The sequence below is a fragment of the Amycolatopsis sp. NBC_01286 genome (assembly GCF_035982555.1).
In the GTDB taxonomy this organism is placed as follows: Bacteria; Actinomycetota; Actinomycetes; order Mycobacteriales; family Pseudonocardiaceae; genus Amycolatopsis.
Genome location: NZ_CP108428.1, coordinates 2,790,153 through 2,809,608, shown reverse-complemented (window position 1 = coordinate 2,809,608; position 19,456 = coordinate 2,790,153). Strand labels below are relative to the sequence as shown.

Sequence of the window (19,456 nt, the reverse complement as noted above, 5' to 3'; positions counted from 1 at the left end):
GGTCTCGTGACCGGAGTTGTCCACATTGGAGCGGGCCTGTGGATATCGACCGATGAGACGGGGTCGATGGAGGAATCGGGACGTCGAGTGTCCCGAAACTTCCATCGGCCAAAGGGAAGCGGACCCCGAACAAAAGGCCGGCCGGGCAGCAACTGCCCGGCCGGCCTTCGGATCACAAGGTCACCAGATTACGAGATCACAGCTTCACAGGATCTCGGCTGAAGTGCCGATGTCCGGCGGGCCCAGGTCGGGGTTCAGCGCCCCGGTCAGTTCCACCAGTTCCGGCTTCACCTCGTGCGGCTGGATGCGGCCGTCGCGGATGTCCTCCGCGTAGTGGCACGCCACCCGGTGGCCGCCGCCGATTTCGCGGAGCTGGGGGCGGTCCGTGTCGCACAAGCTCGCCTGGCGCCAGGGGCAGCGCGTGTGGAAGCGGCAGCCCGACGGCGGGTTGGCCGGTGATGGGAGGTCGCCCGCGAGCAGGATCTGCTCGCGCGTGTCCTCCACCTGCGGGTCCGGCACCGGGATCGCCGACAGCAGCGCCCGGGTGTACGGGTGCAGCGGGTCGCGGTAGAGCGAGTCCGCGTCCGTCTCCTCCACCAGCGCGCCCAGGTACATCACGCCGATGCGGTCGGAGATGTGCCGCACCACCGCGAGGTCGTGCGCGATCACCACGTACGTCAGGCCGAGCTGGTCCTGCAGGTCCTCCAGCAGGTTCACCACCTGGGCCTGCACCGAGACGTCCAACGCCGACACCGGCTCGTCCGCGACGATCAGGTCCGGCTCCACCGCCAGCGCCCGCGCGATGCCGATGCGCTGGCGCTGCCCGCCCGAGAACTCGTGCGGGTACTTCCGCAGCGACGACTCCGGGAGGCCGACGGCGGACAGCAGCTGACGCAGCCGCCGCTGGGTGGCCTCCTTGTCCTTGTCGAGGCCGTGCGCGTGCATGCCCTCGACGAGGATCGACTCGACCGACTGCCGCGGGTCCAGGCTGGACATCGGGTCCTGGAAGATCATCTGCATCCGGCGCCGGGCCTTCCGCAGATCCTCTCCCTTGAGCTTCGCGACGTCGGTGCCGTCGAACTTCACCGAACCGGACGTCGGCTCGTTGAGCCGCAGGATCGCCCGGCCCAGCGTGGACTTGCCGCAGCCGGACTCGCCCACCAGGCCGTAGGTCTCCCCGCGGCGGATGGCCAGGTCGACGCCGTCGACCGCGTAGACGTGCCCGACCGTCCGGTCGAACACGACGCCGCTCTTGATCGGGAAGTGCACCTTGAGGTCGTTGACCTCGAGCAGCACGTCACCAGCAGGCTGGTTCATCGGGCTCCTCCTCCCGCCACGACCGCCGGCCGCACGGGGTTGTGGCAGCGCAGCAGCCCGCCGTGGTCGGGCACCAGCTGCGGCGAGACCTCGCGGCAGACCGGCAGCGCGTTGGGGCAGCGGGGCGCGAACGCGCAACCGCCGTCCCACGGGATGTTGTCGGCCACGGATCCCTTGATGGGGACCAGTTTCTCGCCGCGGCCCGCGTCAAGGCGCGGGATCGAGGCGAGCAGGCCGTGGGTGTACGGGTGACGCGGCTCGGCGAACAGCTGGTGCCGCTTCGCCCGCTCGACGATCCGGCCGCCGTAGAGCACGTTGACCTCGTCGCACAGCCCGGCGACGACGCCGAGGTCGTGCGTGATCATGATCAGCGCGGTTCCGGTGTCCTGCACCAGTTCCCGCAGCAGCGCCAGGATCTGCGCCTGGATGGTGACGTCCAGGGCCGTGGTCGGCTCGTCGGCGATGAGCAGCCGCGGCCGGCACGCCAGCGCGATCGCGATCAGCGCGCGCTGCCGCATGCCGCCGGAAAGCTGGTGCGGGTACTCGGAAAGCCGCCGCGACGGGTCGGGGATGCCGACCTTGTCCAGCAGGTCCGTCGCTTCGACGGACGCCGCCTTGCGCGACATGCCGCGGTGCCGCTCCAAGACCTCGGTGATCTGCAGCCCGATCGGGATGACCGGGTTCAGCGAGGACAGCGGGTCCTGGAACACCATGCCGAGGTCGCGGCCGCGCCGGTCGCGCATTTCGCGGTCCGACAGCTTCAGCAGGTCGGTGCCTTCGTAGCTCACCGAACCGCTGACCTTGTTGCCGCGCCGCGCCAGCAGCCGCATGATCGCCAGCGACGTCACGGACTTGCCGCAGCCGGATTCGCCGACCAGGCCGACGGTCTGGCCCGGCTCGACGTCGAAGCTGACGCTGTCCACCGCGGTGAACGGCCGCTCGCCACGGCGGACGAAGTCGACCGTCAGGTCACGGACTTCAAGGAGTGCCATGGGTTCTCACCGCCTGTTCTTCGGGTCGAGGGCTTCGCGGAGGGACTCGCCGAGCAGCGTGAACCCGAGCGCCACGATGATGATCGCGATCGCCGGGTAGTACGCGAGCTCCGGGCGGATGTCGAGGAACTGGCGCGAGGCCTTGCCCAGCATCAGCCCCCACTCCGCGCGCGACGGGTCCGGGTCGCCCAGGCCGAGGAACGACAGCGCCGCGGCCTCGAGGATCGACGTGGCCAACGTGAGCGTGGCCTGCACGATGACCGGGCCGAGCGAGTTCGGCAGCATGTGCCGGAACACGATCGCCCCGCGCTTCACGCCGAGGGACGTCGCCGCCAGCACGTGGTCGGCGTCGCGCTGCACCAGCATGGAACCGCGCAGCAGCCGGGCGAAGATCGGCACGCCGACCATCGACACGGCCAGGATGACCGTCCACTGGCTCGGGTTCGCGAACAGCGCCGCGATCGAGATGGCCAGCAGCAGCGAGGGGAACGACAGCATGACGTCGACGAGCCGCATGAGGACGGTGTCGACCCAGCCGCCGAACGCGCCCGCGATCCCGCCGATGATGACGCCGATGAGCACGCCGATCACCGTGGCCAGCACACCGACGAGCAGCGTCTGCTGGGCGCCGACGATGAGCCGGGACAGGAAGTCGCGGCCGAAGTCGTCCACGCCGAGCGGGTAACCGGGCATCGAACCGGGGATGATGCCCCGGCCCAGCTGGACCTGGTCCTGCAACGCGCGGTCCTGCGGGTCCTTGGGGGCCAGCAACGGCGCGAAGATCGCCAGGAGCAGGAACAGGCCGGTGATGCCACCGCCGGTGAGCGCGACCGGGCTGCGCAGCATCCGGCGCAGGGCTTCACCGCCGAGGCTGCGCCCGCTCGCCGCGGCGAGCTTGTCGATCGGTTCCTTCTTCTTGTTCAGCAGAGTGTTCATCGCACACGCACCCTCGGGTCGATGATCCCGTAAGAGACGTCGACCAGCATGTTCACCAGCACGTACACCACCGCCCCGAACAGCAGGAGGGCCTGCAGCCGGGGGTAGTCACGCCGTTCGATCCCCTCGGCCAGCAGGAACCCGAGGCCGCGGAAGTTGAACACCCGCTCGGTCAGCACCGCGCCGCCGAGCAGGGCGCCGGTCTGGAGGCCGATCGTCGTGACCACCGGCAGCAGGCCGTTGCGCAGGACGTGCCGGGTGCGCACCACCTGCTGCGTCAGGCCCTTGGAGTTGGCCGTGCGGACGAAGTCCTCGTTGAGGACGTCCAGCACCGACGCGCGGGTGATCCGGGTGATCACCGCGAGCGGGATGGTGGCGAGCGCGAACGCGGGCAGGACCAGGTGCTTGATCGCGTCCCAGACGGCGTCCCACTCGCCGGTCATGATGCCGTCGAGGATGGCGAAGTTCGTGATCGCGGTGGCGTCGAGCCCCGCGGCCTGGCGGCCCTGCGACGGCAAGCCGAGCGGGGAGGCCAGCAGGTCCTGCATCATGTAGCCGAGGAAGAACACCGGCACCGCGACGCCGATGAGGCTGAGCACGATGACCAGGTTGTCGACCGGCCCGCCGCGGAACCGCGCGGCCAGGTAACCGGCGGGGATGCCGACGATGATCGCGATGATCATCGCGGTGAGACCGAGCTCGATGGTCGCCGGCAGGAAGGTGACGATCTCGCCCATGACGGGCTGGGTCGACACCAGGGAGTTGCCGAAGTCGCCGGTGAACGCCCGGCCGAGGAACCCGAAGTACTGCAGGATGATCGGCTGGTCGAGCCCGAGGACGTGGTTGAGGTTGGCGATCTTCTCCGGCGTCGCCTTGTCACCCAGCAGCGCGGCGGCGGGGCCGCCGGGCAGGGACCGGAGCCAGGCGAAGATCAGGATGGACAGGATGAAGAGCGTCGGAATCGCTTGTAGCAACCGACGCACGAGAAAACGGAGCACGTGCAGTCCTTCGTAGCCAGCCCGGGATTAGGCGCAAGGGGTGGGCGCGGTAGCGCCCACCCCTTGCTTGGCCGAAATTCAGATCAGCTGACAGTCACGGTGTTGAAGCGCTCGTCGGTGAGCGGGCTCGCCACCAGACCCTTGACCTTCGGGCCGACCACGATCGCCGGGGTCGGGTAGGCGATCGGGATCGCCGGCAGGAAGTCCATGATCTGCTTGTTGACTTCCTGGTACGCCTTGGCGTGGGCGTCACCGGCCGCCGAAGCGTCCGCCGCGCTCAGAGCCGAGAAGAGCTGCGGGTTGTTGAACCCGAACTCCTTCTTCTCACGGCCGAAGAACGTGCCCACGAAGTTGCCGGCGTCGTTGTAGTCACCGGTCCAGCCGAGCAGGTGGAGGTCCTGCTTGCCGGCCTTCTGGACGTCGTCCTTGTAACCACCGTTCCACGGCTCGGCGTGGGTCTCGATCTTGATGCCGATCTTCTTCAGGTCCTCGGAGATCGCCGTGAAGGTGTCCGCCGGGTTCGGCATGTACGGCCGGGTGACCTCGGTCGGGTAGTAGAACTTCAGCGTCAGATCCGTCGCCCCGGCCTCCTGCAGCAGCTGCTTGGCCTTCTCCGGGTCGTACGGGTACTTGGTGACGTCGTCGGTGTAACCCGAGATGACCTTCGGGACGAACTCGGTCGCGACCTCGGAACCCTCGGCCAGCTTCGACTTCACGAACTGCTCGCGGTTGACGCCGTAGGCCAGCGCCTGGCGGACCTTGACGTCCTTGAGCTTCGGGTTGTTGGCCTGGTTGATGCCCAGGTACAGCACGTTGAACGACGGGCGGATGAGAACCTGCTCACCGTCGTTGCGCAGCAGGCCGTAGTCCGCCGGGTTCGGGTAGTCGTAGCCGTTGATGTCGCCGGCCTTGAGCGCCTGCTTGCGGGCGTTCTCGTCCGGGATCACCTTGAAGATCAGCTTGTCGAGCTTCGGCGGCGTCGGGCTGCTGTCGTTCTTGACCAGCGTGATCTCGCCCTTGGCCTGGTCCCAGCTCTCGAACTTGAACGGGCCGGTGCCGACCGGGAACTTGTTCGCGTACTCGCTGTAGGTGAACGAGTCGCCGCTCTGGGTGACCGTGTCGGCGTTGTGTGCCTTGAGCGCGGTCGGGCTCTGGATGGCGAACGACGGCAGCGTGAACGCCGACGGGAACGCGCCCTTGGGCTTGTTCAGGTTCAGGACCGCGGTCGCCGGGTCCTTCGCCTCGCAGCTCTTGTAGACGGGGTCACCCGTCGCGTCGCCCTCGTTCTTGGCGAAGCCCTCGAAGACGTCGCCGTAGTAGATCATCTGGCTCTGGGCGGCGGCGCCCTTCATGTTGAACCAGCGGTCGAAGTTGAAGCAGACCGAGGCGGCGTCCATCGGGGTGCCGTCGGAGAACTTGACGCCCGACTTCAGGGTGAACGTCCAGGTCTTGCCGTCGTTGCTCGGCTCCCACTTCTCGGCGAGAGACGGCTCGAGGTCGGCGGTGCCCGGCTTGTTCTGGATCAGCGTGTCGTAGATCTGGCGGGTGATCCGGAAGGTCTCGCCCTCGTCGTTGAACGCCGGGTCGAACATCTTCGGGTTTCCGGCGGCGCCGAAGATCAGCGTGCCTCCGGTACCACCTCCGGCGCCCTCGTCACGCTTCGAATCCGCACAGGCGGACAGCGAAACCGCGAGCGCGCCGGTGAGCCCGATCAGGGCCACGCGGCGTGTTCGGGTCAGCCGCAATTGCTGCATCTGGCACCCCTTGGGAGATGTTCGGGTTTTAAGTCACCGTCCGGTCGGTCAGGAACACCCCGGACGATCGGTGTGCTCGCCGACACTAGCGGGAACTCGGCTCGCACTTAAGCACGTGAGGTTACGATCGCGCTACGTGGGCGTCGATTTGACCGCAATGTGTCCGTAAATCACGACAGAATGTGACCATTTGTGGGCTATGGGTGCGCGGAGTGCCCGAACCCTGACTCAGATGGCGGTACCCGCGTTAGCCCAGCAGTGTTTTGCGCGAAGTCACCCTTGATCGATACGGAGGGCTTCGGACACGGAGCGTGAGTGATCCAACCCCGACGAAAGTCGGGTTCCGGCCGCATCGGGGGTGCCGTCGACGGCGAACCAGCCGCGCTCGAACTGTTGCCAGCGGCCCAGTTCCGCCCGCGACGCCACGCCGTCGCGCGCCACGGACCGGGCCAGCCGCTCGGCCTCCGTGCCGCCGGAGATCCAGCAGAGGTGGGAAAGCAGGGGTCTTACCGAAGCCCGGCCGCTCGAAACACCCTCCAGCACCAGGACGTCCGCGACTGTCACCCGGACGAGTTCCCCCGGTTGTGGGACCCCGGAGGACCAGTCCGTCCGCCGGTAAGCACCTTCGACGCCGGCCGCGAGCGGCTTCAGGACGCCGTTGACGAGCCGTGGCCACCACCCGACCGGGTCGTCCCAGGTCGCGAAAGCGTCCGTGCTCACGAGCTCGGTGCCGCACCCGCGGGCCCGCAGCCCGGCGACGACTTCCGAGGCCAGCGTGGACTTCCCGGCCCCCGAGGGGCCGTCGACGGCCAGCAGCCGCACCCCGCCGAGCCGCGCGGGCGCGGCCAGCAGGGCTTCGATCAGCGCGTCACTTGCCGACGCGCTCGACCGCGGGAAGCCCTTTGACGTCGTCCGGGGCCGACACCCGGGCCTCCAGCTCGACGATCCGGCGTTCGAGCTCGCGCTTGGCGTCTTCGAGCTCGCAGCGCAGCAACGCGGTCTCCTCGACCGACGTGCGCACTTCTTCCTCCAGGTGCCCGACCTCGGTCGACAGGTGCAGCGACACCAGCGCCAGCACGACACCGGCGAGCAGGAAGACGAAGTTCGACGGGGTCTCGACCCCGCTCAGGTTGGCCAGGAACTGCGCGGCCGACGGGATCACGGCCAGCACCACCACGCCGACGGCGACGACCAGCCACACGCCCGCGTACTTCTCGCGGAGCTTGCGGCGTCGCATCATCTCGAGGACGACGAACAGCACCAAGCAGGCGATGACGATGCTGAGGATGCGCCAACCGGCCATCTTCGCGAGCTCCTTATGCCGAGTCGGACGAGTCGACCGCGGGGCGGCGGCGCACCAGCGCCAGCAGCAGCGCGAGCCCGGCCCGGCCCAGGTAGACAGCGGACTTGACGGGCGAGTGACTGGGGGTGCCGCCCGCGCGCTCGCGCATGACGACCGGGATCTCCTTGATGACCAGCTTCGCGCGGATCGCCATCACCAGCGACTCCACCGTGTCGCCGAGGTACTCGGCCGGGTAGTAGCCGGCGAACAGCCGGATCGCGCGCGGGCCCATCGCCTTGAACCCCGACGTGACGTCGGTGAGCTTGGTCTTGCCCAGCCGCGAGAACACCAGCGACAGCGCGACCATGGCGTACTTGCGCGGGCCGCTGGCCTTGTACGAGCCCTTGCCGGCGAACCGGGAGCCGATCACGATGTCCGCGTCGTCCAGGCCGCGCAGGAGGGCCTCGAGCTCGTCGGGGTCGTGCTGGCCGTCCGCGTCCACCTGCACGACGACGTCGTACCCGCGGGCGGCGGCGTAGCGGAAGCCGGTGCGCATGGCCCCGCCGACCCCGAGGTTCACGGCGAGCCGGGCCACTTCGGCGCCGGCCGCGCGGGCCAGGCGGGCGGTGTCGTCGGCCGAACCGTCGTCGACGACCAGCAGATCAACGTCCGGCCGAGCCCGTTTCACGTGCTCGATGACCGAAGCGACGCTCGCCTGCTCGTTCAGCGCGGGCATCACGATCAGCACCTTGCGGTGGGTCACGGAGGTCACAGAAGACGCGGACACGCGATCACTTTAGCCTTTCACTGCCCGTTACCGGCCGGAGACCCAGGCGCGGCCCCGGAAGCGACGACACCCTGCTGCCCCTCGATCTCGTAGATCGAGGCACCGGCGTTGTGGTAGACCAGCTTGAACCCGGGGCTCTTGTCCAGGCCCAGGAGGCCGACGTCGTTGGGGGTCGTCTTGGTGACCTTCCCCTCCCCGACGAAGGCGTAGCGCACCTTCAGGTTGGTGAGCAGCCGGCGCACTTCCGGGTACTTCTCGACCTCGTTGGCGTAGACGCTCAGGTAGCCCGCGTCCGTGTTCAGCTCGGCGCCGTAGAAGTTCCACTGCGTCGGCATCACGCCGGCCAGCGCGTACATCCAGACCGAGCCGTCGGCCTTGTCGTTCAGCACCCGCTCGCCCGGCGCGGTGTGCTGCGCGAGCCAGGCGAACGCGGTCTCCTCGTCCTTGCTGACCGTCGGGCCGTCGCTGTAGTTGAGCTGCAGGCGGGCGGCGTTGCGGCCGATGTAGCCGCCGCGGCTCAACCCGCCGACCACCAGGGCCACCACGACGACGCCGGCCAGGGTGAGCGTCGCCGGCTTGAGGTTCGGCAGCCGGGGTGCGACCTTCTCGGCGAACCAGCCGGACGCGGTGTGCACGAACTCGCCGAACGCGACGCAGCCGGCCAGCGGCACCAGGGCCGCGACGCGCCAGTTGTCGTTGTAGAACGGGCTGCTCAGCGTGTGGATCAGGTTGCTCTCCATCGACACCGTCGCGGCGAAGAGCGTGCCCAGCACGACGTAGGCGCCGACCATCCACAGCATCCGGCGGTGCTTGACCAGCAGGAACACGCCGATGATGGCCGGGATGCCGATCCACCACTGCGGGAACGCGGCCATCGGCGAGAACGTGATCGTCTCGCCGAACGCGCCGGACACGGTGGCTTCGGACGCCCAGAAGGCGCTCGTCACGCCGCCCGCGTTGTACAGCGACGGCAGCACGACCGGGATGCCGAACGCGGCCGCCAGCACGACGCTCGCGACCAGCGAGGTCAGCGACCGCCGCCAGACGATCTTCTCGAAGCGGAACACCACCGCGAGCAGGATCAGCAGGAAGTACACGATGACGACGAACACGACACTCGTGTGCAGCCCGGCCAGCCCGGCGACGCCGACGCCGATGGCGACCGGCCCGGCGATCGAGCGGGGCTCCAGCAGGTGGCGCGCCACCGCGAGCATGGCCGGGATGAGCGCGACACCGGCGACGAACGGCCACAGCGGGCCGCGCCACAGCGAGTCGTACGGGAACACCGTGAAGCACGCCGACACCGTGGCGGCCGCGGCGACGCCGATGGCCGGCATCCGCCAGGCGTGGCACATCGCGGCGACGCCGAGCGGCACGGTGAGGACCACCGCGAGCGCCGCGAGGTTCAGCGTCGGCATGATCGTCAGGCCGCCCTTGCCGAAGACCAGGGCGAGCAGCGCGTGGTAGGTGTCCGGGTAGAAGTAGTGCGTCTCGTTCGGCAGGTTCGCGATCGTGCCGACGGTCGACGGGCGCGCGTCGCCGTGCTCGGCGATCCAGCGCACCAGGTTGGCGTGGAACGGCGCGTCCCAGCCCTGCTGGACGTTGTCGATGCTCCGGAAGCCGCGCAGGATCGTGACGGTGCCGATGCCCATGCCGGCGGCGACGCCGAGGCCGATCAGCACGTGGTCGCGGACGCTGCGCGCGGGCCGCTCCGGCTCTTCCCAGTCGGGGTGGCGGCGGCGCGTGAACCGGGTCACGGCGAAGGCCAGGCCGAAGCCGGCCGCCGAGAGCACCAGCGTCCACAACGCGACGTTGAGCGTCGTCCAGCGGATGCCGAACCGGCCGAGCACCGGGATGCCGAGCGCGACCAGGCCGAACGTCAGCATCGGCGCGGCGGCGGCCAGCGTCCAGCCGCGCAGCTGGATCGCGGCACCGAACACCAGACCCGGCAGCCAGAACGCGAGCAAAACGAGCAGTACGTTCATCGAATTCGCAGTCCAAACCTTACCGGCACTTCACGCCGTTTCCCGTCCCCACCGGCGGGCCCAACGCACCTTACTGGGCCGCTATGAAGACGTTTCACCGGTGTCCGAGGTTGTCACGGCCGTCGATTCCGGTGCGCGCCGGAGAACGAACGCGAGCACCACGGCCAGGCCCAGCGTCGGCGCCACGGCCAGCGCGACGACCGCGCGGAACACGGTGTCGCCTGGTAGGAGCACCAGCAGCAGGGACGCCGTGCCGGTGACCACGGCCCAGGTGAGCAGCACGAGCTTGGCCTGGGTGCGGGCCACGAGCACGGCCGTGAGCAGCTGCATCGGCACCAGCAGCACCGACGACCACACCAGCCCCGCGACCGACCAGCCGTCGATGTCGTAGCGGGGGCCGCTGATGAACCGCACCGCCCACGGCCCGAGCCACATCCCGACCAGGGCGCCGAGCGCGGCGAGGACCAGGGACGCGGCCGCGCCGAGCGCGAGCACGCGGCGCAGCTTGTGGCGGCCTTCGGCGGTGACCGAGAGCCGCACGACGAACGGGACGGCCAGCGACTGCACCGGCCCGATCAGCGTCAGCGGCAGCCGGGCGATGACCAGCGCGGCGAACAGGGCGCCGACGCGGTCGCCGTCGCCGCCCGGGGCCAGCAGCCCGACCAGCGCCGGATAGCCGGTGATGACCGCGGCCGTCAGGGCCGCGCCGACCAGCAGCATCCCCATCCGGCGGGAGGTGACGCCCCAGCCGTCGCCGTCCACGTGCGGGTCGAGCAGCCGCCGGGCCGGCCGGGCGAACAGCAGCCAGGCGAACGACCCCGCGGCGACCGCGATGGCCAGCGAGACGATGTTGTAGGCGACCGAGACGACCAGCACGCCCAGCACGAGCGCCCGGATCGCCGGTTCGGCCACCACGAGCAGCGAGAACGCCTTCACCTTGTGCTGCCCGATCAGCAGCCCGCGGGTGCCGAACTGGCAGGCGAACGCGACGCCGCCGGCCAGCACGATCAGGGCCAGCGACCAGTCGCCGTGGAAGAGCTTTTCGTTGACCGGCGGGATCAGCAGAGCGAGGGAGAAGACCGCCGCGACCAGCACGCCGACGGCCACCGCGCGCAGCGCCGGGCGGCCCGCCTTGCCGCCGCCGAGCGCGGCCACCGCCGACTGGCGGGAGAGCTCCTGCTCCAGCGGCGAGAGCGTGCTGCCGAGGCCCATCACGAGGCCCCAGAACGTGACGAAGATGGCGTACTCCTGCGGCGGCAGCAGCCGCTGGCAGGCGACGGTGAGGACGTAGCCGAGGCCGATCGACACGATCAGCGAGCCGCCGAGGCTGCCCGCGGTCGTGCGGCCGCTGCGGGCGGCGGCCGGAGTCTCCACCTCGGTGCTCATCGGCGCCGGAGCGAGGTCCGCACGGCCATCGCCAGTCCGCGCACGACACCCGCGCCGAAGCCGCCGGCGAACACCGGCAGCAGCTTGGTGACCGCGCGGGCCTCCGGCCCGGTCGCGCCGCACTTCTTCACGACCTCGCCGGCCGCGACCGCGCCGAGCACCCCGGCGGCCAGCGTCGTCTTCGGCTTCTTCGCGGCGAAAGCCAGCCCGAGGACGCCGACGGCGAGCGCGCCGAACAGCGCGTTGCGGGCCGGGCCGGGCGAGCCGATGTAGGAGTCCACATAGGTCGTGCCGCGGAAGTAGGCCTGCTGCGTGAACTTCTTGAAGGAGTCGCGCCCGTTGTAGGTCGCGGAGAGCTCCGGGGCCAGCCAGATCCGCTCGCGCTCGGCGATCCAGCGCAGCATGCGGGTGTCGTCGCTGGCGAAGCGGATGTCGTCGAACAGCGACGCGAACGCCGTGACCGAGCCTTCGAGGAGGGCGCGGCGGGCGCAGAAGAACGTCGTCCCCTTCGGGTAGACGTCGAATTCCTCGATGCCGTAGGACATCAGCCGCGGGTTCGCGCAGTACTTGCGCCACGGGACCTTGACCAGCCCGGCCATGAAACCCGCGTACGGGTTGTGCTCGGAGGCGACGTTGATGTGCCCGTTCCAGACCGCGCGCTCGGGGTGGTCCACGAGCTGGTCGCGCAGGAACGTGAGGGTCGGCTCGTCGAGGATGACGCGGCTGTCGAGCAACGCGATCCACTCGCCGGACGACTTCGCGATGCCCGCGCTGCGGGCCTCGAACCGGCCGCCGTTGGCCTGGCTGAGCACGGTGATGCCGTGGCGTTCGCGCAGTGCGTCGAGGCGGGTCGGCGTGGCGTCGGTGCTGCCGTCGTCGACCACGACGACCTCGATCGGCCAGTTGGCCGCCTCGGCCGAGGCGAGCAGCGCGCCGACACTGCGTTCGATCCAGTCCTGCTCGTTGTAGACCGGGATCACGACGCTGAGCGAGGGGAGGAGCGGGTTCGCACTCACCGGGCCGAGGCTACCCGGCGGCCTCCACGCCGGGTCGGCCAGTATCCTTGCGCCACCGCACCCGACCAGAAATGGGCCTTCACGGTGATTTCCTTCATTCTCGGCACCACCGCGGAACTGATCAAGATCGCGCCCGTCTACCACGGGATCCGCGAGCGCGGGATGCGGCCCAAGATCTGGTTCACCGCCCAGCACGTCGACGAGGTGGCCGACGTACTGGCCGACCTGGACATGCCGGCGCCCGACGTCTGGCTGGTGCCGGAGGAGAAGGCGCACAACCTCGAGTCGCCGTCGCAGGTGCCGGGCTGGGCCGCGCAGGTCATGCGCACCGCCTGGAGCCGCCGCCACGAGCTGCGCGCCGCCCTGAACGAAGACGGCCGGCCGCCGCTGGTGCTGGTGCACGGCGACACGTTCACCACGCCGTACGGCTCGCTGATCGGGAAGCGGATCCTGAAGTCCCGCGTCGGGCACGTCGAGGCCGGGGCGCGGTCGGGCAGCATCCTGTCGCCGCTGCCCGAGGAGCTCAACCGCAAGATCGCGGCGAAGATCGTCGACATGCACTTCGCGCCGAGCATCCGCGAGGTGAACAACCTGCGCAACGCCCGCGGCGTCGTCGTCGACACCGAGGCGAACACCGCGATCGACGCCATGCGCCTGGCCATCAACCAGCCGCTGGACGTGCCGAACCTGCCGGAGAAGTTCGGCCTGGCCACGCTGCACCGCTTCGAGCTGGTCTCGCGCGCGGACAAGTACCGCGAGGTGCTGGAGATCCTGCGCGAGCAGAGCCGCAAGATGCCGATCCTGTACATGGCCGGCGCGCCCGAGCGCGAGAAGATCCGCTCGCTGGGCCTGGACAACCTGTTCGACGACAAGTTCATCGCGCAGCCGAAGATGCGGTACCTGAAGTTCCTGCCGCTGGTCGCGCGCGCCGAGTACGTCGTCACCGACTCGGGTGGTCTCTCGGCGGAGTGCTACTACCTCGGCCTGCCGTGCGCGGTGCACCGCGAGCGCACCGAGACGCCGCAGCACCTCGGCGAGACGGTGGTGCTGACGGAGATGCGCGGCGACAAGCTGCAGAACTTCCTCGACACCTACCAGAACCGCCGCGGTGAGTCCTGGATGGACAAGTACCACCCGTCCGAGATCATCGTGGACACCCTGGCGCAGCTCGGCTACTGCTGACGCCCGTTGGGGTGACGCGGGTCGCCGCGGCCGCGGGGATCGGGCAGCTTTGCCGCCATGATCCACTTCGGACTCGCGGCGGTCCTGCTGGTCGTCCCGCCGATCGACCAGGCCGCCACGCGTGACGCGGCGCTGAGCGCGGGCTACCAGCAGGCGTACGTCGGCGCGGCGGCCCCGATCGCCCTGCGGATCCGCGCCGCCTACGACATCCCGGCGTCGGTCACGGTGGCCCAGTCGATCCTGGAGTCGAACTGGGGCCGCAGCAAGCTGTCGACGGCCGAGCTGAACTACTTCGGCTTCAAGTGCGTCCGGCCGGCGAGCCCGGGGCCGATCGCGGTGCGGTGCGCGCGCTACCAGACGTCCGAGTGCGTGCCGTCGCCATGCCACCCGGTGGACGCGTTCTTCCGCTCGTACGCCTCGGCCGACGACTCGTTCCGCGACTACGGCCGGCTGCTGACGACGTCACCGAACTACGCGGCGGCGCTGCCGGTGCGCGCCGACCCGGACGCGTTCATCCGGGCGGTGGCGCGGAAGTACGCCACCGACCCGGAGTACGCGAACAAGGTGATCCGGCTGATGGACCTCTACGACCTGCGCCGCTTCGACGCCCGTTAGAGCACCCGGCGGCCCGAGAGCGCGCGGCCCAGGGTCAGCTCGTCCGCGAACTCCAGGTCACCGCCCATCGGCAGGCCCGACGCCAGCCGTGTCACGCTCAACCCCGGGAAGTCGCGCAGCATGCGGACCAGGTACGTCGCCGTCGCCTCACCCTCGGTGTTGGGGTCGGTCGCAATGATGATCTCGGTGATGTCCGCCTCGCCGATGCGCTTGAGCAGCTCGCGCATCCGCAGCTGCTCCGGGCCGATGCCCGACAACGGGTCCAGCGCGCCGCCCAGGACGTGGTATCGGCCCTTGAACTCGCGCGTGCGCTCGACCGCCAGGACGTCCTTCGGCTCCTCGACCACGCAGATGACCGTGAGGTCGCGGCGCTCGTCGCGGCAGATGCGGCACCGCTGCTGCTCGGAGACGTTGCCGCAGACCTCGCAGAACTGCACGCCCTCCTTGACCTTGCCGAGGACGTCCTGCAGCCGGGAGATGTCCACCGGGTCCGCGGCCAGCAAGTGGAACGCGATCCGCTGGGCGCTCTTCGGCCCGACCCCTGGCAACCGCCCGAGCTCGTCGATCAGGTCCTGGACGACACCTTCGTACAAGTTCGTCAGCCGCCGAAGCCGAGGGCGCCGAGGTCCGGCATGCCGCCACCGCCGCCGCCGAGGCCGCCGGCCAGCGGGCCGAGCTTCTGCTCGGTGAGCTTCTGCGCGCTCGCCGACGCGTCGCGGACCGCCGCCACGATCAGGTCGGACAGGGTCTCGACGTCGTCCGGGTCGACGACCTTCGGGTCGATCTGGAGGTTCTTGAGCTGGCTGTCACCGGACACGGTCGCGGTGACCAGCCCGCCGCCGGCACTGCCGGTGACCTCGGTGTTGGCGAGCTCCTCCTGGGCCTCGACGAGCTTCTGCTGCATCTGCTGGGCCTGCTGCATCAGCTGGGAAATGTCGAAGCCGCCGCCGGGTTGCACCATGATCGCACTCGGTCCTCTCTGCACGCCTGTGTCACCACCAGGGTAGTCGCGCCACGGGCGGGCCCCGGTTGTGGCACCGTGGTCGCCGTGCGACGCGCGATTGCTCCCCTCCTGCTGGCCGGTGCCCTGCTGCTCACCGGCTGCGAAGAAGACACCCCGGCGGCTCCCGCGCCCGCTCCCGTCGTCACCCGGACGGTCACGCCCACGCCGACGACCGTCACGCCTTCGCCGGTCGTGCCGCCCGCGCCGCCCTCTTCGGCGGCCGCGCCACCGGTCGCCCCGGTCGCTTCGGGCAAGGTCGTCGTGCTCGACCCGGGGCACAACGGCGGCAACGGCTCGCACAGCGCGGAGATCAACCGGCTCGTGCCCGCGGGGCGCGGGCAGACCAAGCCGTGCAACACCACCGGCACGTCGACCAACGCCGGTTACCCCGAGCACGCGTTCACCTGGGACGTCTCCCAGCGGGTCGGGGAAGCGTTGTCGGCCAAGGGAATCCGCGTCGTCTACACGCGACAGAACGACACCGGCGTCGGCCCGTGCGTCGACAAGCGGGCCGCGGCCGGCAACGACGCGAACGCCGACGCCGTCGTCTCGATCCACGCCGACGGCTCGAACGCGCCCGGGGCGACCGGCTTCCACGTCGCCTACTCGTCGCCGCCGCTGAACGCGGCGCAGGGCGCGCCGTCCACCCGGCTGGCCCAGACGTTGCGCGACACGATGCGCACCGGCGGTTTCAGCACGTCGAACTACATCGGCGGCAACGGCCTTTCGGCGCGCGCGGACCTCGGTGGCCTGAACCTCTCGACGCGGCCGATCGCGCTCGTCGAGTGCGGGAACATGCGCAACGCGACCGAAGCGGCCCGGATGTCGAGCGCCGAGGGGCGGCAGCAGTTCGCGTCCGCCATCGCGGCGGCGATCGAGGCCTACCTGGCCTCGTGAGCCGCGGTGACGGCCTCGCCGTGCAGGGTCGCCCACTTCGCGAGGACGCCGATCGGCTCGACGAGCGTCTGCCCGAGGTCCGTCAGGCTGTAGTCGACGCGCGGTGGCGCCTCGGCGTAACCGCGGCGGTCGACCAGGCCGTAACCCTGGAGCTTGCGCAGCGTCTGGGTGAGGACCTTGCGGGAGATGCCGCCGATGAGGTCGACGAGCTCACCGTGCCGCCGCGGCCCGCGGCTGAGCGCGAACACCACGACGACGGCCCACTTGTCGGCGATGATCTCGATCGCCAGCCGGGCCGGGCAGTCCGCGAGGAAGACGTCGCCGGAGAAGTCACCCATGGGAACCAAGGTACCGAGGAGTACCTGTCGGCTTCCTAGTCTCGGGGGTATGGAACTCCCCGAAAGCAGCCACCGGCTGTTCGAGCGGCCCTTCAACGCCGTCCTGACCACGATCAACCCGGACGGCTCGCCGCAGACGTCGATGGTCTGGGCCAGCCGCGAGGGCGACGAGATCGTGATGGGCATGGAAGGCCGCCGGCCGAAGGTGCGCAACATCCGCAAGGACCCGCGCGTGACGGTCCTGATCGAGGACCACGACGGCCACGACGCCCGTGGGTTGCCGCAGTACCTGCTGGTCCGCGGCACGGCGTCGATCGTCGGTCCGGACATCGCCGACGAGTTCACGGCGTTGATGGACCGCCAGGCCCAGCGCTACCTCGGCGTCCCGAAGTACCTGCTGGGCAACCAGGGCTCGCCGACCGCGGTGATCGTCCGGATCAAGGCGGACCGGGTCACAGGCATCGGCCCCTGGGCCTCCTGACGCCCGACCCAGCCGGTCGGCAAGCTCTGCGGGCGGGCAGGCCGAAAGCCGTGAAGGCCTCCTTACCGGCTCTTACGGCCGGTAAGGAGGCCTTCACGGACCTTGGTCAGTCCAGGGGGCGGGCGCCCAGCTGGTCCGAGATCAGCCTGCGGGCCAGCTCGTCCGGGTCCTGGTCCGGCGGGGGCGGGGGTGGCGGCGGGGCCGGGCTGGCGTCCTCGTTGTAGAGGTCGTCGTCGTCCTCGTCGGAGGGTTCCGGAGGTAGCGGGATGTCCGGCTCGGCCGTCGTGATCTTGGGGCGCACCGGCTGGGCTGCCGGGGCGGGCGGGGCCGCTGGGCGGGTCGGCGCGGCGGGTGGGGCCGGGGGCGCCGCCGCGGGGGCGGCCGCCGACTGGCGGGTGAACGACTGCTTCGGCGCGGGCGCCGCCTGCTGGGCGCGGGCCGCGGGGGCGGCCGACGGGGCGTTGCCGTGGACGCAGCGGACCTGCCAGTCGCCGCCGAGGACCTCGGTCAGCGCGCCGGCGATCTTGCGGGCGTTGTCCTGGTCGGACAACCGGCGGGCCAGCGGCTCGGACTTGTGCGTCAGCGTGACGGCGCTGCCCTCGACGGTCGCCACCGTGGCCTGCGTGAGCATCGCCTCGAGGCTGCGGCCGCCGGTGAACTTGCGCAGTGACGTCATCAGCTGCGGCCAGATGTTCCGTAGTCCGGCCGCGTCCAGCGCGCCGGGCGCCGCGGGTGCGGCGGCGGCCACCGGCTCGGGCTCGGCGGCCGGGGCGGGTGGGTCCCCGCCCGGCGTCCGGGTCGCGCCCCAGCCGCTGGCGTCGCTGGGTGCGGCCGCCGCCGGCTGCGCGGGGATCCCGCCGCCCGGGGTGCGAGGTGTGCCCCAGCCACCGTCCGCGGACGCCGGTGCGGCGACCGGTGCACCGGCACCGGCCGATGCGGAGGCAGGCTGAGCAGCACCGCCCGGCCCAGCAGCAGGCTGGGCAGCACCCGCCGGTGCGGAGGCAGGCCGGGCCACACCGGCTGATGCGGCAGCAGGCTGCGCAGAACCGCCCGGCGCAGCTGCGGGCTGCGCGGGACGAGCCACCGGGGCGGCAGCAGCAGGAGCGGGCTGAGCCGGGGCGGCCGCCGCGGAAGCGGGCGGGTTCGGTTCGGCCGTGGGCGGCTCCGGGATCGCCACCGGCGCCGGGCCGGCCGATGCCGGGCGCTGCGACGGCCGTGAGAACTCCTTCTCCGGCGCGGCCCGCATCGGCGGCTCGACGCCACCTTCGGCGGGCGCGCCACCGCCGGCGACCACCGTCGCGCGGCGTTCCAGCCGCTCGATCCGTGCCAGCAGCGCCTTTTCCGCGTCGGTGACCGACGGCAGCAGCATCCGCGCGCACAGCAGCTCGAGCACGAGCCGGGCGGACGTCGCGCCGCGCATCTCCAGGAGTCCATTGTGGACGATGTCGGCGTACCGCGAAAGCGTGCCGAGGCCGAGGCGTTCGGCCTGGCCGACCATCCGCGCCAGTTCGTCTTCGGGCGCGGACACCAGGCCACCCGCGGACTCCGGCACCGCGCGCAGCAGCACCAGGTCGCGCAGCCGGTCGAGCAGGTCGGTCGCGAACCGGCGCGGGTCGTGCCCGGCTTCGGCGACCTTCTCGACGGTGCCGAACACCGTGCCGGCGTCGTCGGTCGAGAGCGCGTCGACCATGTCGTCGATCAGCGCGACGTCGGTGACGCCCAGCAGCGACACCGCGCGGCTGTAGTTGATCCCGTCGGGCCCGGCGCCGGCGAGCAGCTGGTCGAGCACCGACTGCGTGTCGCGCGCCGAACCGCCGCCGGCCCGGATGACCAGCGGGTAGACCGCGGGCTCGACCTCGACACCCTCGGAGGCGACGTTGCTCTCCAGCAGCGTGCGCATCGCGCCGGGCGGGATCAGCCGGAACGGGTAGTGGTGCGTGCGCGAGCGGATGGTGGTGAGCACCTTGTCCGGCTCGGTGGTCGCGAAGATGAAGATGACGTGCTCTGGCGGCTCTTCCACGATCTTCAGCAGGGCGTTGAAGCCCTGCGTGGTGACCATGTGCGCCTCGTCGATGATGAACACGCGGTAGCGCGACTCGGCGGGCGCGTAGAACGCCTTGTCCCGCAGCTCACGGGCGTCGTCGACACCACCGTGGCTGGCCGCGTCGAGCTCGGTGACGTCGACGCTGCCCGAACCCTCCGGCGCGAGCGCCTTGCAGGAGCTGCACTCGCCGCACGGGTCCGGTGTCGGGCCCTTCACGCAGTTCAGCGAGCGCGCCATGATGCGCGCGCTCGACGTCTTCCCGCAGCCGCGCGGGCCGGAGAAGAGGTAGGCGTGGTTGATCCGCCCGGCGGACAACGCCGTGCGGAGGGGTTCGGTCACATGCTCCTGCCCGACGACCTCGGCGAAGGTTGCCGGACGGTACTTGCGGTACAGCGCGAGAGCCACGCCGCGAGAGTACCGGGACCGTCCGACAACCTTCGCCG

19 protein-coding genes are annotated in these 19,456 nt (G+C 70.6%); 4 read left to right on the top strand and 15 right to left on the bottom strand.

The genetic code is table 11. From position 1 onward, the window contains the following. Nucleotides 1-204: 204 nt before the first annotated feature. From OG570_RS13700 to OG570_RS13650, 11 genes are all read right to left on the bottom strand, one after another. Entirely contained in the window at nucleotides 205-1,317 is a 1,113-nt protein-coding gene (locus OG570_RS13700) for an ABC transporter ATP-binding protein (RefSeq protein ID WP_326945041.1), read from the bottom strand. Next, nucleotides 1,314-2,309 carry an ABC transporter ATP-binding protein gene (locus tag OG570_RS13695; protein WP_247058935.1) on the bottom strand — a complete coding sequence of 332 codons (996 nt, stop codon included), beginning with the start codon at nucleotides 2,307-2,309 and terminating at the stop codon, nucleotides 1,314-1,316. The genes OG570_RS13700 and OG570_RS13695 overlap by 4 nt, the downstream gene beginning before the upstream one ends. Nucleotides 2,310-2,315: 6 nt before the next feature. After that, a complete protein-coding gene (locus OG570_RS13690) occupies nucleotides 2,316-3,245 on the bottom strand; it encodes an ABC transporter permease (RefSeq protein ID WP_247058936.1) in 930 nt (309 codons plus the stop codon). Next, a complete protein-coding gene (locus tag OG570_RS13685) occupies nucleotides 3,242-4,243 on the bottom strand; it encodes an ABC transporter permease (protein WP_326956737.1) in 1,002 nt (333 codons plus the stop codon). The genes OG570_RS13690 and OG570_RS13685 overlap by 4 nt, the downstream gene beginning before the upstream one ends. Nucleotides 4,244-4,326: 83 nt before the next feature. Beyond that, nucleotides 4,327-5,997, bottom strand: coding sequence for an ABC transporter substrate-binding protein (locus OG570_RS13680; protein WP_247058938.1), 1,671 nt, complete (start codon nucleotides 5,995-5,997; stop codon nucleotides 4,327-4,329). 273 nt (nucleotides 5,998-6,270) lie between these two features. Further along, nucleotides 6,271-6,813: a uridine kinase family protein gene (locus OG570_RS13675; RefSeq protein ID WP_326960014.1), complete on the bottom strand. Its 543-nt coding sequence runs from the start codon at nucleotides 6,811-6,813 to the stop codon at nucleotides 6,271-6,273. A 52-nt stretch (nucleotides 6,814-6,865) separates the two neighbouring features. Further along, nucleotides 6,866-7,300 (bottom strand): DUF2304 domain-containing protein, encoded by a 435-nt coding sequence (locus tag OG570_RS13670; RefSeq protein ID WP_247058939.1) that lies wholly within the window; start codon nucleotides 7,298-7,300, stop codon nucleotides 6,866-6,868. Between the two features lie 13 nt (nucleotides 7,301-7,313). Beyond that, a complete protein-coding gene (locus tag OG570_RS13665; protein WP_326951702.1) occupies nucleotides 7,314-8,027 on the bottom strand; it encodes a glycosyltransferase family 2 protein in 714 nt (237 codons plus the stop codon). Nucleotides 8,028-8,083: 56 nt separating this feature from the next. After that, a complete protein-coding gene (locus tag OG570_RS13660) occupies nucleotides 8,084-10,051 on the bottom strand; it encodes a DUF6541 family protein (RefSeq protein WP_326956736.1) in 1,968 nt (655 codons plus the stop codon). 81 nt (nucleotides 10,052-10,132) lie between these two features. Continuing rightward, the gene (locus OG570_RS13655; protein ID WP_326945043.1) at nucleotides 10,133-11,437 is read right to left on the bottom strand and encodes a hypothetical protein; all 1,305 of its coding nucleotides are present in this window, start codon (nucleotides 11,435-11,437) and stop codon (nucleotides 10,133-10,135) included. Next, nucleotides 11,434-12,453: a glycosyltransferase family 2 protein gene (locus OG570_RS13650; RefSeq protein ID WP_247058942.1), complete on the bottom strand. Its 1,020-nt coding sequence runs from the start codon at nucleotides 12,451-12,453 to the stop codon at nucleotides 11,434-11,436. Before OG570_RS13650 ends, OG570_RS13655 begins: the two co-directional genes overlap by 4 nt. 84 nt (nucleotides 12,454-12,537) lie before the next feature. Between OG570_RS13650 and OG570_RS13645 the strand changes: the two genes are divergently transcribed. Together OG570_RS13645 and OG570_RS13640 are read left to right on the top strand one after the other, a co-directional pair. Continuing rightward, nucleotides 12,538-13,635 (top strand): UDP-N-acetyl glucosamine 2-epimerase, encoded by a 1,098-nt coding sequence (locus OG570_RS13645; RefSeq protein ID WP_247058943.1) that lies wholly within the window; start codon nucleotides 12,538-12,540, stop codon nucleotides 13,633-13,635. A gap of 57 nt (nucleotides 13,636-13,692) precedes the next feature. Continuing rightward, complete coding sequence (locus OG570_RS13640) at nucleotides 13,693-14,250, top strand: glucosaminidase domain-containing protein (protein ID WP_326945045.1); 558 nt, start codon at nucleotides 13,693-13,695, stop codon at nucleotides 14,248-14,250. Here OG570_RS13640 and recR read toward each other — a convergent pair. Both recR and OG570_RS13630 read right to left on the bottom strand, forming a co-directional pair. Then, nucleotides 14,247-14,843, bottom strand: a complete 597-nt coding sequence (gene recR, locus OG570_RS13635; protein ID WP_247058945.1) for a recombination mediator RecR — start codon at nucleotides 14,841-14,843, stop codon at nucleotides 14,247-14,249. The genes OG570_RS13640 and recR overlap by 4 nt on opposite strands. A gap of 5 nt (nucleotides 14,844-14,848) precedes the next feature. Beyond that, entirely contained in the window at nucleotides 14,849-15,211 is a 363-nt protein-coding gene (locus tag OG570_RS13630; protein WP_326956734.1) for a YbaB/EbfC family nucleoid-associated protein, read from the bottom strand. 78 nt (nucleotides 15,212-15,289) lie between these two features. On the opposite strand from OG570_RS13630, the gene OG570_RS13625 reads away from it, so the two are divergent. Further along, complete coding sequence (locus OG570_RS13625) at nucleotides 15,290-16,150, top strand: N-acetylmuramoyl-L-alanine amidase (RefSeq protein ID WP_326945047.1); 861 nt, start codon at nucleotides 15,290-15,292, stop codon at nucleotides 16,148-16,150. Here OG570_RS13625 and OG570_RS13620 read toward each other — a convergent pair. Then, a complete protein-coding gene (locus tag OG570_RS13620; protein WP_326956733.1) occupies nucleotides 16,135-16,488 on the bottom strand; it encodes a winged helix-turn-helix transcriptional regulator in 354 nt (117 codons plus the stop codon). The two genes, OG570_RS13625 and OG570_RS13620, sit on opposite strands and share 16 nt — an antisense overlap. 49 nt (nucleotides 16,489-16,537) lie before the next feature. Here OG570_RS13620 and OG570_RS13615 point away from each other — a divergent pair, with 49 nt between their 5' ends. Further along, on the top strand, nucleotides 16,538-16,969 hold the full coding sequence (locus OG570_RS13615) for a TIGR03618 family F420-dependent PPOX class oxidoreductase (protein ID WP_326956732.1): 432 nt from the start codon (nucleotides 16,538-16,540) through the stop codon (nucleotides 16,967-16,969). A gap of 106 nt (nucleotides 16,970-17,075) precedes the next feature. Here the strand turns inward: OG570_RS13615 and OG570_RS13610 are convergent, their stop codons facing one another. Further along, nucleotides 17,076-19,418 (bottom strand): DNA polymerase III subunit gamma and tau, encoded by a 2,343-nt coding sequence (locus tag OG570_RS13610; protein WP_326956731.1) that lies wholly within the window; start codon nucleotides 19,416-19,418, stop codon nucleotides 17,076-17,078. Nucleotides 19,419-19,456 lie beyond the last annotated feature (38 nt).